The following is a 12,671-nucleotide window of genomic DNA, read 5'->3' on the forward strand; positions in this document are numbered from 1 at the left end:
TCAGGCTCCGTGTTGCCGCGGCTTGCCCGCGCGCAGCAGGCGCCAGGCATTGGCGACCACCAGCAGCGAAGACAACGACATGCCAATGCCGGCCATCCACGCCGTGACCAGTCCTGTCGCCGCCAGCGGAATGGCGACTACGTTGTAAAAAAAGGCCCAGCCCAGGTTCTGGCGCACCACCCGGCGCGTCTGGCGCGACACGGCCAGCGCCGTCGCGATCTCGGCCACGCCGCCGTGCGTCAACACCGCGTCCGCGCCGGCCTGGGCCAGCGGCGCGCCGCTGCCGATGGCAATCGACACCTGCGCCTGCGCCAGCACCGGCGCGTCGTTGATGCCATCGCCGACCGCCAGCACCACCGCCCCACCCTGCTGCAGCCGCGCCACATAGTCGCGCTTGCCTTCGGGTGTCACTTCTCCGGCGACGCGGTCGATACCGAAATGCAGTCCCCACCAGTTCACGGCCGCGGCGTTGTCGCCGGAGACCAGGTGGCAGCGCACGCCCAGGTCGTGCAGGCGGGCCAGCAACGCAGCGGTCTCCTGGCGCTGGACGTCGGCCAGGATGAAGCGCGCCAGCGGTCCGGTCTCTGCGCCGAGCCAGACCACGGTGGCGCCCGGATGCGCCAGGTCGCCTGAAGCCATCCGCGCGAGCTGGCCATCTCGCCCTGCTGCCGAGGTGGCCAGTGCGGATACAAAATCGGCACGGCCGAGGCGCAACTGGCGACCCGCCACCATCGCCTCCAGGCCTTGCCCGGGAACATTGCGCATGTCGCTGACCTGCAGCGGCAGGCCGGCGTGGTCCGGTGCCGCCGCCACCAGCGCGCGCGCGATCGGATGCTCGCCGCCGCGCTCCATCGCCGCGGCCAGCGCCAGGCATTGGGCGGAATCGACTTCGCCCAGCGGCTCGACCGCCGCCACGGCAAAGCGTCCTTCCGTCAGCGTGCCGGTCTTGTCGAGCACCACGTCGGTGACGCGGGCCAGCGTTTCGAGCGCGTGGCCGCGCGCCAGCAGCACGCCACGCCGCGACAGCGCCGCGCCGGCCGCGGCCAGTGCCGCGGGCGTGGCCAGCGACAAGGCGCAGGGGCAACTGACCACCAGCACCGCGATCGTTACCAGCAAGGCCCGGGACGGATCGATCCAGAGGCCCCAGACCATGCCGGTCAGTGCCGCCAGCGCCAGCAGCGTCGCCACGAACCAGCCCGCCACGCGGTCGGCCAGCGTCGCCAGGCGCGGTTTCTCCGCCAGCGCGCGGTCCAGCACCGCGACGATCTCGGCCAGGCGGGTGCCGGCGCCCACGCGCGTCACGCGCAGTTCCAGCGGGCTGGCCGTATTGAAGCTGCCGGCGAGCACGGTGTCGCCAGCGCAGCGGCGCACCGGGCGGCTTTCGCCGGTCAGCATGGATTCATCGAGTTCACTGGCGCCCGACGTCACCGCGCCGTCCGCCGGGACGATCTCGCCCGCCTTGACGCGGATAAGGTCACCCGCGCGCAGGCGCGCGACCGGGATACGTTCGCCCGCCGCACCGGCTCCGGACAGCCGCTCGCACGTAGCGGGCAACTGGCGCGCCAGCATTTCGGCACCGCTGCGCGAGGCCTGGCGCACCCGCAGTTCAAGGTAGCGGGCCAACAGCAGGAACGCGACGAACATCGTCACCGAATCGAAATAGACTTCGCCGACGCCGCGCACCGTGGCCAGCGCGCTGGCGGCAAAGCCCGCGGCGACGCCAATCGCCACCGGCACGTCCATGCCCATATGGCGCTGGCGCAGGCTGCGCCAGGCACCGGCGAAGATCGGCGAGGCGGCGTAGCACACCACTGGCAAGGTCAGCGCGAAGCTGGCCCAGCGCATCAGCTGGAGTTGGCCGGGATCGATGGTGGCCTCGTGGGTATAGATCGGCCATGCGTACATCATGACCTGCATCATGCCGAGCATGGCCACCGCCATGCGCATCAGCAGGCCGCGGCGCGCGCGGCGGTCTTGCTGGTCGGTGCGCGAGACTTCGAAGGGCCAGGCCATGTAGCCGATGCCGGCCAGCGCGGCCAGCAGCCCCGACACCGTCTGGGCGCCGTCGCGCCAGCGCACCACCACGCGCCGCGTGGCGACGTTGGCCATCGCCGACTCCACCCCCGGCTGGCGGCAGAGCTGCTGTTCGATCAGCCAGGCGCAGGCGGCACAGCGGATGTTCTCGGGTGCCAGCGTGATCTCGGCGCGGCCGCCGTCGAGCGGGCGAACAAATTGCGCGCGCAGTTCCGGGGTATCGTAGGCGGCCCAGATCGGTTCAGCTTCACGCCGGGATTCATCGTCGATGGGTCGGGCGAAACGGGCCTCATCGCCGTACAGGTGGGCAAAGCCAGCGGCATGTAAGGTCTGCGCGAGGGCCTGGCAGCCGCCGCAGCAGAATACGCGGCGGCCGCCGTCCAGGTCCGCGGCGAGCGGCTCGGCATCGGTCACCGGCAAGCCGCAATGGAAGCAGGCCAGCGATGCGGGGGCGGCGTGTGCGGCCGCGTCGGCGCCAGCGCGCCCTGCGGGCGGCGGGAATGGCGCCAGCAAGCTGGCGGAAGGACTGGAGGCTGGGGGCGGCGACATGGGTACCTTTTTCTACCCAGTCGAGGATATAGGCCCGCCCCCGATTTCCGCTTGATATAGATCAAGGCGGCCCGGCTATCATCGCCCGGGCCTGAAACGGCGCTCAGGTAAGCGACGTATCCATGGTGCGGCGCTCGGATTCCAGGTATTCGCGCGACTGCATCTCGATGATGCGGGACACGGTGCGATGGAATTCGTTGGCCATCTGCCCTTCGGTATAAAGTTCGTCGGCCGGCACCTCCGCCGACATCAGCAGCTTGACCTTGTGGTCATAGAAGACGTCGATCAGCCAGGTGAAGCGGCGTGCCTCGGACGACATGCGCGGCGTCATGCGCGGCACGTCGGACAGGATCACCGTATGGAATTGCGAGGCCAGTTCCAGGTAGTCGTTCTGCGAGCGAGGGCCACCGCACAGCGTGGCAAAGTCGAACCACACCACCCCGTTGGCCTTGCGCAGTGCGCGCAGTTCGCGGTGCTCGATATGCAGCAGCGGGGACTCATCGGCGACGCCGGCAATCGAGGTGAAGGCGTCGCGCAGCGCCGAGTTGGCCTTGGCGTCCAGCGGCGTATGGTAGGCCTGCACCTGCTCCAGCGCGCGCTTGCGGTAGTCGATGCCGGCATCGACATTGAGCACCTCCAGCTTCTGCTGCAGCAGCGCGATGGCGGGCAGTACGCGGTCGCGGTGCAGGCCGTCCGGATACAGCAGGTCCGGGCGATAGTTGGAGGTCATCACGAACTGCACGCCGTTGTCGAACAGCTGCTGCAGCAGGCGATGCAGGATCATCGCGTCGGCGACATCGCTGACATGGAATTCATCGAAGCAGATCAGGCGGAAGCGGCGCGCGATGCGCCTGGCCAGTTCGTCCAGCGGATCGGGACGGCCGCGCAGCTCTTCCAGCTGGCGGTGCACCTCGCGCATGAATTCATGGAAATGCAGCCGCGTCTTGCGCACCACCGGCACGCAGGTATAGAAGCTGTCCATCAGGAACGACTTGCCGCGCCCCACCCCGCCCCACATGTAGACGCCCTGCGGCACGTCTGGCCGCACCAGCAGCTTCTTCAGCGCGTTGTTGCGGCGGCCCTTGTAGGCGACCCATTCGTCGTAGCACTGCTGCAGCCGGGCCACGGCGCGCAGCTGGGCCTCGTCGGACTGGTAGCCGCGCTCCTTCAGTTCCTTCTCGTAGTACTCGGTGACGTTCATGCTCGGGGCTCACGCGGCATGGGCCGCAAGTGAAAACGGCGCGCCGCAGAGCGGCGCGCCGGTATTCAGGCAACGAAAGACACGCGCCTTACATGTTGAGTTGACGCTTGTCGACGGCCAGCGCGGCTTCGCGCATGACTTCCGACATCGACGGGTGCGGATGGCAGACGCGGCCGATATCTTCGCTGGCGGCCTTGAATTCCATCGCCACCACGGCTTCGGCGATCAGGTCCGAGGCGTTGGCGGCAACGATGTGCACACCCAGGATCTCGTCGGTCTTGGCGTCCGCCAGCATCTTGACGAAGCCGTCGGCGTGGCCCATGCCCAGCGCACGGCCGTTGGCCATGAACGGGAACTGGCCGGCCTTGTACTCGCGGCCTTCGGCCTTGAGCTGGGCTTCGGTCTTGCCTACCCAGGCGATTTCCGGGAAGGTGTAGATCACCCACGGAACGCAGTTGTAGTCGATATGCGGCTTCTGGCCGGCGATGCGCTCGGCCACGGCCACGCCTTCGTCCTCGGCCTTGTGCGCGAGCATCGGGCCGCGCACCACGTCGCCGATGGCCCACAGGCCCGGCACCTTGGTGGCGCAATGGTCGTCCACCTCGATAAAGCCGCGCTGGTCGACCGCCAGGCCGACTGCATCCAGGCCCAGATTGTCGGTATTGGGCACGCGGCCGACCGACACGATCAGGCGGTCGACTTCCAGCGTCTGCGCCTTGCCATCCTTGTCGGTGTACTTGACCGTCACGCCGTTCTTGGCGGTCGTCACTTCGTCCACCTTCACGCCGAGGCTGAACTTCAGGCCCTGCTTGGTCAGCTGCTTCTGCGCTTCCTTGGCCACGCCTTCGTCGCAGGCGCCCAGGAACGCCGGCAGCGCTTCCAGCACGGTCACGTCGGAACCGAGGCGGCGCCACACCGAGCCCAGCTCCAGGCCGATCACACCGGCGCCGATCACGCCCAGCTTCTTCGGCACCGTGGGGAACTTGAGCGCGCCTTCGTTATCGCTGATCAAGTCGTTGTCGACCTTGATGCCGGGCAGGTGGCGGGCCTTCGAACCGGTGGCGATGATGACCTGCTTGGCGGTCACCACTTCACCGGCGATCTCGACCTGGAAGCCTTCGGCGCTCTTGCCGACGAACTTGCCGTAGCCCTTGAGCAGCGTCACCTTGTTCTTGCGGAACAGGAACTCGATGCCCTTGGTCATCTTGCCGACGATATCGTCCTTGCGCTTGAGCATCTTGGCCACGTCGACCTTGACGTCGCCCACGGTGATGCCGTGGTCGCCCAGGTGGTGCTGGACGTTCTCGAATTCTTCCGAGGAAGCCAGCAGCGCCTTGGACGGGATGCAGCCCACGTTCAGGCAGGTGCCGCCCAGGCGGGTTTCGCCCTTGGGATCGTCATACGCATTGCCTTCGCAGCAGGCCACGTTCAGGCCCAGCTGGCCGGCACGGATCGCGGCGATGTAGCCGCCGGGGCCGGCGCCGATCACCAGCACGTCGAATTGTTTGCTCATGGAAATTCCTTGTTGGGCGCCGGCGGCAGTTCGTGCCGGCGCGCCGTGATCACGGGGAGTGCGTTCCCCGCGCACAGCAGCGCGTGCGCGGGGGGACCGTTTATTACAGGTCCAGCAGCAGGCGGGCCGGATCTTCCAGCGCGTCCTTCATGGCGACCAGGCCCAGCACGGCTTCGCGGCCGTCGATGATGCGGTGGTCGTAGGACATCGCCAGGTAGTTCATCGGGCGGATCACGATCTGGCCGTCTTCCACCACCGGGCGGTCCTTGGTAGCGTGCACGCCCAGGATGGCCGATTGCGGCGGGTTGATGATCGGGGTCGACAGCATCGAGCCGAACACGCCGCCGTTGGAGATCGAGAACGTGCCGCCGCTCAGCTCTTCCAGCGACAGCTTGCCGTCACGGGCCTTGACGCCGAACTCGGCGATCTTCTTCTCGATGTCGGCCAGGCTCATCTGGTCGGCGTTGCGCAGGATCGGCACCACCAGGCCGCGCGGCGAACCCACCGCGATGCCGATGTCGAAGTAGCCGTGGTAGACGATATCGTTGCCGTCGATCGAGGCGTTGATCAGCGGGAACTTCTTCAGCGCGTGCACCGCGGCCTTGACGAAGAACGACATGAAGCCCAGCTTCACGCCGTGTTCCTTCTCGAAGCGGTCCTTGTACTTGTTGCGCAGGTCCATCACCGGCTTCATGTTGACTTCATTGAAGGTGGTGAGGATGGCGTTGGTGGCTTGCGACTGCAGCAGGCGCTCGGCGATGCGGGCACGCAGGCGGCTCATCGGCACGCGCTCTTCCGGACGGTCGCCCAGGGCGGCAAAGTCGACCGGGGCCGAAACCTGCTGCAGCGCGGGCTTGGCTGCCGGAGCCGGAGCAGCAGCCTTGGCGGCGGGAGCCGGCGCGGCGGCCGCGCCCAGCACGTCACCCTTGGTGATGCGGCCATCCTTGCCGGTGCCGGCAACCTGGCCAGCCGACAGACCGGCTTCGGCCATCAGCTTGGCAGCCGACGGCATCGCCACGGCGCCGTTGGCAGCCGGAGCAGCAGCAGCGGCCGGGGCCGGCGCGGCGGCAGCGGGAGCCGGAGCAGCGGCGGCCGGGGCGGCGGCGCCAGCGGTGGCTTCGGTGTCGATCTTGGCGATGATTTCATCGGCCACGACGGTGTCGCCGTCGTTCTTGACGATCTGCGACAGCACCCCCGCCGACGGCGCCGGCACTTCCAGCACGACCTTGTCGGTTTCGATTTCGATCAGGATCTCGTCCTGGGCAACGGCTTCGCCCGGCTTCTTCTTCCAGTTGAGCATGGTCGCTTCGGCGACCGATTCGGAGAGTTGCGGAACCTTGACGTCAACGATAGCCATGGTGGTGAATTCCTCGTGTTATGCGTGTTGTCTTTGATGCTGGCGATGCCACGGCGCTCGCCTGCGCGCGCCGCCGTGGCTGCCGACTGATTACTTGGTCAGAACAAAGCCCTTGAGCTTGGCGAAGGCCGCCTCCAGCAGCGCCTTCTGTTGCTCGTTGTGCTTTGCGTAGTAGCCCACCGCCGGCGAAGCCGAGGCGGGACGACCGGCATAACCGAGCTTCTGGCCATCCGTCATGTTTTCCATGATGTAGTGCTGCACGAAGAACCAGGCGCCCTGGTTCTGCGGCTCGTCCTGGCACCACAGGATCTCGTTGGCGTTCGGGTACTTCTTCAGTTCCGCGGCCAGCGCCTTGTGCGGGAACGGGTACAGCTGTTCCAGTCGGATGATGGCGGTGTCGTTGGCCTCGCGTTCCTTGCGCGTGTTGACCAGGTCGTAGTAGACCTTGCCCGAGCACATGATGATGCGCTTGACCTTGCTGGCGTTGAGTTCTTCGTGGTCGGGGATGACCGTTTCGAAGTGTCCCTTGGCCAGGTCCGACAGCGGCGACACGGCGTCCTTGTTACGCAGCAGCGATTTCGGTGTCATGATCACCAGCGGCTTGCGGAACAGGCGGATCATCTGGCGGCGCAGCAGGTGGAAGATCTGGGCCGGCGTGGTCGGCTGGCAGACCTGCATGTTGTGGTCCGCGCAGAGTTGCAGGAAGCGCTCGATACGGGCCGAGCTGTGCTCCGGGCCCTGGCCTTCGTAGCCGTGCGGCAGCATCAGGGTCAGGCCCGAGGCCCGGCCCCACTTCACTTCACCCGACGAGATGAACTGGTCGATCACCACCTGGGCGCCATTGACGAAGTCGCCGAACTGGGCTTCCCAGATCACCAGCGCGTTCGGTTCGGCGGCCGAGTAGCCGTACTCGAAGCCGAGCACGGCCTCTTCGGACAGCACCGAGTCGATCACCGTGAACGGTGCCTGGTTTTCCGACACGTTCTGCAGCGGCACGTAGCTGCCGGCATCCCAGCGCTCGCGCGCCTGGTCATGCAGCACGGCGTGGCGGTGGGTGAAGGTGCCACGGCCGGCGTCCTGGCCGGTGATACGCACCGGATAGCCCGACGACACCAGCGAGGCGAAGGCCAGGTGCTCACCCATGCCCCAGTCCAGCGGCTGGTCGCCGCGGCCCATGTTGGCGCGGTCTTTGATGACCTTCTCCACCAGCGGGTGCAGCTTGAGCGTCTCGGGCGTGGTGGTGATGCGTTCAGCCAGGCGCTTGAGTTCGGTCACCGGCACGGCGGTGTCGGCGGCGTCGGTCCACTTGCGGTTCAGGAACGGCATCCAGTCCACGGCGAACTTGTTCTTGAAGTTCGACAGCACGGGGTCGGCGGTGTGCTTGCCGGCGTCCATCGCGGCGCGGTATTCCTTGACCTTCTCGTCGCCGAATTCGGGCGGGACCAGCTTCTGCGCGGCCAGCTTGTCGGCGTACAGCTTGCGCGTGCCGGGGTGCTGGGCGATCTTCTTGTACATCAGCGGCTGCGTGACCGCCGGGGTGTCCTGCTCGTTGTGGCCCAGCTTGCGGAAGCAGATGATGTCGACCACGACATCCTTCTTGAACTCCATGCGGAAGTCCACCGCCAGCTGCATGGCGTACACCACGGCTTCGGGATCGTCGCCGTTCACGTGCAGCACCGGGGCCTCGATCATCTTGACCACGTCCGTGCAGTACAGCGTCGAACGGGCGTCGCGCGGGTCCGAGGTGGTGAAGCCGATCTGGTTGTTGATGACGATGTGCATCGAGCCGCCCGTGCCGTACCCGCGGGTCTGCGCCAGGTTCAGCGTCTCCATCACCACGCCCTGGCCGGCAAAGGCGGCGTCGCCGTGCACCTGCACCGGCAGCACTTCCTTGTGGCCGACTTCGCCGCGGCGTTCCTGGCGGGCCTTGGCCGAGCCTTCCACCACGGGGTTGACGATTTCCAGGTGCGACGGGTTGAACGCCAGCGACAGGTGGACCGGGCCGCCTTCGGTCGAGACATCGCTCGAGAAGCCCTTGTGGTACTTGACGTCGCCGGCCGGCAGGTCGTCGACGTGCTTGCCTTCGAATTCGGCGAACAGGTCGGCGGGCATCTTGCCCAGGGTGTTGACCAGCACGTTCAGGCGGCCGCGGTGGGCCATGCCGATCACGATTTCCTGCACGCCCTTGCTGCCGGCGTGCTGGATCAGTTCGTCCATGGCGGCGATGAAGCTCTCGCCACCTTCCAGCGAGAAGCGCTTCTGGCCGACATACTTGGTGTGCAGGAAGCGCTCCAGGCCTTCCGCCGCGGTCAGGCGGTCAAGGATGTGCTTCTTCTTTTCCAGCGTGAACACCGGCTTGGAACGCGTGGTTTCCAGGCGCTCCTGCCACCAGCGCTTCTGCGCCTGGTCGCTCACGTACATGAATTCGAAGCCGATGGTGCCGCAATAGGTTTCGCGCAGGTTGTTGAGCAGCTCGCGCAGGCTCATCGACTCCTTGCCGAAATAGGTATTGCTGGCGTTGAAGACGATATCGAGATCGGCTTCGGAAAAACCGTAGAAGGCCGGGTCCAGATCCGGCAGGGGCGGACGCTCCTGGCGCTTGAGCGGGTCCAGGTCAGCCCAGTGCGAACCGATGTTGCGGTAGGCGGCGATCAGCTGGGTGGCAGCGACGCGCTTGCGGCCCATGTCGGAATCAGCCGACGCAACGATGGTACGGATGGGGCCTTGCTTGGCGCGCTCGGCGAACGAGGCAACGATGGGAGCGTGGGGGATATCCCGGCCGTTCGAGCCGTCGACGGCGGGAACGTTCTGCATGGCGTCGAAGTACGCGCGCCAATTATCGGGAACCGAGGCGGGGTTCTGGAGGTAGGCTTCGTACAGTTCTTCGACATAGGGGGCGTTACCGCCGAAGAGGTACGAATTGCTCTGATACTGCTGCATCATGGGACGCTCACTTTTCTCCGGGTCTGCCGGAGTTCAGCGGGTTATTCAACCTTCCGCGACACGGCTTGACCGGTTAGCGGATCGCAAACAACTCTTGGGAGCCTGACGAAGGCACCTACGCAAACGGCACCGCCAGGGTGCCGCGTGTGATGGCCGCCTCACAAGGCCCGAAAGGGCAAGTTGTGCGGGGAAGGACCTTAAGTCTTCACGGCGGTAAGGATAGCACGGATTGCCTTGGATCAATGTGGACTTTTCGGAATGCGAAACACATCGGATCGACAATTCGACCGGCATTCAGCGAATTCGCAACATTCGCACAATAATCTCGATCAGGGTGCAATCTGGTCGACGGCGTCGGTGATCAGCCCGTCCAGGCCCCATGCCAGCAACTGCGCTGCCCGCGCCGGGTCGTTGACGGTGTAGGCCAGCACCCGCAAGCCGGCCGCATGCGCGGCGGCGATGACGCTGGCATCCAGTTCGCGATGGTTCGCATCCAGCGCGACGCAGCCCAGCTGGCGCAGCCGTTCCAGCCAGTTCGCGGGCAGCTGGTCGAGCAGCAGCGCGCGCGGCAGGTCGGGCGCGACGCGCGCAGCGGCGGCTAGCGCTTCCTCTGAAAACGACGACAACAGCGGCGGCACCTCAGCGCCGGCCCACAAAGACTGTGCATCAATGGCCACTGCGGCGCCGGTGCGCGCCTCCGTGCCGGGCACGGGCTTGATCTCGATATTGACTGCAAAGCCATTAGCCCGGGTGTAGCGCGCGATCGCCGCCAGCGTCGGCACGGGCTCGCCGGCAAAGGCCGGGCCGTGCCAGCTGCCGGCATCCAGCAGCGCCAGTTCGCCCAGCGTCAGGGCATCCACCCTGCCCTGGCCGCTGGTAGTGCGGTCCAGCGTGGCGTCGTGCATCAGCACCGGCTTGCCGTCAGCCGACAGCTTCACGTCAAACTCGAACATGCGGTAGCCAAAGCCGGCGCCGTGGCGGAACGCGGCCAGCGTGTTCTCCGGCGCCAGCTTGCCGGCGCCGCGGTGCGCGATGTGGCTGGGATAGCGCCAGGCGCTTGCGGTTGCCGTGGTCATGTCAGGCCTCGATGCGCTTGCCGGTATCCGGCGCGAAGAAATGCAGGTGCTCGGCCGACGAGGTCACCGGCAGGCGGTCGCCGGCATGCACGCGCGCATGGCTGTCCAGCCGCACCACCACGGCCTGTCCGCCGAGCGAACCGTAGGCGAAGGAATCCGCGCCCAGCGCCTCGACCACGCGCACATCGACTTCGGCGATCGCCTCATGCGCGGCGCATGGTTCGATATGCTCGGGCCGCAGCCCCAGCAGCGCCTGTTCCGGCAGGTGCAGCCCCATCGGCAGGTGCCCCAGGGTAGCGTTGGCGGCTTCGCCCTCCTTCGCCACCACGCGCATCTGCGCGCCGCTGTCGCCGCCGGCATTGCGCGCCACCGGGATCAGGTTCATCGGCGGCGAGCCGATAAAGCCCGCCACGAACGTGCTGGCCGGCCGCGCGTAGACTTCCAGCGGCGTACCGATCTGCTCGACCCGCCCGGCGTTGAGCACCATCATGCGGTCAGCCAGCGTCATCGCCTCGACCTGGTCGTGGGTCACGTACAGGCTGGTGGTGCCCAGGCGCCGGTGCAGTTCCTTCAGTTCCAGCCGCATCTGCACGCGCAGCTTGGCGTCGAGGTTGGACAGCGGCTCGTCGAACAGGAATACCGCCGGCTCGCGCACGATGGCGCGGCCCATGGCCACACGCTGGCGCTGCCCGCCCGAGAGCTGGCGCGGCTTGCGGTCAAGCAGCGGCGCCAGTTCAAGAATGCCGGCGGCGTGGTTCACCCGCTGCGCGATCTCGGCCTTGGCCATGCCGCGGATCTTCAGGCCGTAGGCCATGTTGTCGTACACGCTCATGTGCGGGTAGAGCGCGTAGTTCTGGAACACCATGGCGATGTCCCGCTCGGCCGGCTCCAGCTGGTTGACCACCTTGTCGCCGATATGGATCTCGCCGCCGGTGATGGTTTCCAGCCCGGCCACCATGCGCAGCAGCGTGGACTTGCCGCAGCCCGACGGCCCCACGATGACGATGAACTCGCCGTCGGCGATCTCCATGTCGATGCCATGCACGACCTGGGTGCCGCCGGCGTAGGTTTTCTGAACGTTGCGTAGTGACAGTTTTGCCATTGCTTTTGTCCTGCGCGCGCGCACGTGGCGCGCCACGCCTTATTTTTCCGTTTCGACCAGGCCCTTGACGAACCACTTCTGCATCAGCACCACCACCACCGCGGGCGGGATCATCGCCAGCATCACCGTGGCCATCACCAGGTTCCAGTCGGTGGCGGCATCGCCCGAGCGCGAAATCATCTGCGTGACGCCGACCACCACCGGCGTCATCGACTTCTGCGTGGTGATCAGCAGCGGCCACAGGTACTGGTTCCAGCCGTAGATGAACTGGATCACGAACAGTGCCGCGATGCTGGTGCGCGACAGTGGCAGCACCACGTCCCAGAAGAAGCGCAGCGGCCCGGCGCCGTCGATGCGCGCGGCTTCGGCCAACTCGTCGGGAATCGTCAGGAAGAACTGGCGGAACAGGAAGGTGGCGGTGGCCGACGCGATGATGGGGATGGTCAGGCCGAAGTAGCTGTCCAGCAGGCCCAGGTCCGACACGACCTTGTAGGTGGGCAGGATCCGCACCTCCACCGGCAGCATCAGCGTGATGAAGATCAGCCAGAAGAATGTCTTGCGCAGCGGAAACTTGAAATAGACGATGGCAAAGGCCGAGATGATCGAGATCGCGATCTTGCCCAGCGCAATGCCGAGCGCCATGATCAGGCTGTTCTTCATCATGGTCGACACCGGCGACGCGGCCTCGCCCACGCCCTGGAACAGCACGGTGCGATAGTTCTCGATCAGGTGGCTGCCGGGAATCAGCGTCATGGGCGCATCGAGCACTGCTTCGGCCGTCAGCGTCGACGCGACAAAGGTCAGGTACACCGGGAACACCACGATCACGATGCCCAGGATCAGCACCGCGTGGCTCAGGAAATCCAGAAAGGGACGACGTTCTACCATGGTTGCCT

General features: G+C 66.5%; 8 protein-coding genes. All 8 read right to left on the bottom strand.

Going from position 1 to position 12,671, the window contains the following annotated elements:
• Positions 1–2,583, bottom strand: coding sequence for a heavy metal translocating P-type ATPase (locus tag ACOCMH_RS26460; protein WP_427310066.1), 2,583 nt, complete (start codon positions 2,581–2,583; stop codon positions 1–3).
• Positions 2,584–2,686: 103 nt separating this feature from the next.
• A complete protein-coding gene (gene zapE, locus ACOCMH_RS26465; protein ID WP_427310068.1) occupies positions 2,687–3,784 on the bottom strand; it encodes a cell division protein ZapE in 1,098 nt (365 codons plus the stop codon).
• A gap of 88 nt (positions 3,785–3,872) precedes the next feature.
• On the bottom strand, positions 3,873–5,297 hold the full coding sequence (gene lpdA / locus ACOCMH_RS26470) for a dihydrolipoyl dehydrogenase (protein ID WP_427310070.1): 1,425 nt from the start codon (positions 5,295–5,297) through the stop codon (positions 3,873–3,875).
• A 103-nt stretch (positions 5,298–5,400) separates the two neighbouring features.
• Positions 5,401–6,654, bottom strand: coding sequence for a 2-oxoglutarate dehydrogenase complex dihydrolipoyllysine-residue succinyltransferase (gene odhB, locus ACOCMH_RS26475; protein ID WP_427310072.1), 1,254 nt, complete (start codon positions 6,652–6,654; stop codon positions 5,401–5,403).
• A gap of 90 nt (positions 6,655–6,744) precedes the next feature.
• Positions 6,745–9,597, bottom strand: a complete 2,853-nt coding sequence (locus tag ACOCMH_RS26480) for a 2-oxoglutarate dehydrogenase E1 component (RefSeq protein ID WP_427310074.1) — start codon at positions 9,595–9,597, stop codon at positions 6,745–6,747.
• Positions 9,598–9,926: 329 nt separating this feature from the next.
• Entirely contained in the window at positions 9,927–10,673 is a 747-nt protein-coding gene (ugpQ, locus tag ACOCMH_RS26485; RefSeq protein ID WP_427310076.1) for a glycerophosphodiester phosphodiesterase, read from the bottom strand.
• Position 10,674: 1 nt separating this feature from the next.
• On the bottom strand, positions 10,675–11,775 hold the full coding sequence (locus ACOCMH_RS26490; protein ID WP_171516921.1) for a sn-glycerol-3-phosphate import ATP-binding protein UgpC: 1,101 nt from the start codon (positions 11,773–11,775) through the stop codon (positions 10,675–10,677).
• 39 nt (positions 11,776–11,814) lie between these two features.
• A complete protein-coding gene (gene ugpE / locus ACOCMH_RS26495; protein WP_427310078.1) occupies positions 11,815–12,663 on the bottom strand; it encodes a sn-glycerol-3-phosphate ABC transporter permease UgpE in 849 nt (282 codons plus the stop codon).
• Positions 12,664–12,671 lie beyond the last annotated feature (8 nt).

The organism is Cupriavidus sp. H39 (genome assembly GCF_050271075.1).
In the GTDB taxonomy this organism is placed as follows: domain Bacteria; phylum Pseudomonadota; class Gammaproteobacteria; order Burkholderiales; family Burkholderiaceae; genus Cupriavidus; species Cupriavidus necator_B.

Bases quoted from the DNA above. Each gene is read 5' to 3' on its own strand.
- ugpE (WP_427310078.1), bottom strand. From the start codon at position 12,663: ATGGTAGAACGTCGTCCCTTTCTGGATTTCCTGAGCCACGCGGTGCTG.
- ACOCMH_RS26480 (WP_427310074.1), bottom strand. From the start codon at position 9,597: ATGATGCAGCAGTATCAGAGCAATTCGTACCTCTTCGGCGGTAACGCC.
- zapE (WP_427310068.1), bottom strand. From the start codon at position 3,784: ATGAACGTCACCGAGTACTACGAGAAGGAACTGAAGGAGCGCGGCTAC.
- ACOCMH_RS26490 (WP_171516921.1), bottom strand. From the start codon at position 11,775: ATGGCAAAACTGTCACTACGCAACGTTCAGAAAACCTACGCCGGCGGC.
- lpdA (WP_427310070.1), bottom strand. From the start codon at position 5,297: ATGAGCAAACAATTCGACGTGCTGGTGATCGGCGCCGGCCCCGGCGGC.
- ugpQ (WP_427310076.1), bottom strand. From the start codon at position 10,673: ATGACCACGGCAACCGCAAGCGCCTGGCGCTATCCCAGCCACATCGCG.
- ACOCMH_RS26460 (WP_427310066.1), bottom strand. From the start codon at position 2,583: ATGTCGCCGCCCCCAGCCTCCAGTCCTTCCGCCAGCTTGCTGGCGCCA.
- odhB (WP_427310072.1), bottom strand. From the start codon at position 6,654: ATGGCTATCGTTGACGTCAAGGTTCCGCAACTCTCCGAATCGGTCGCC.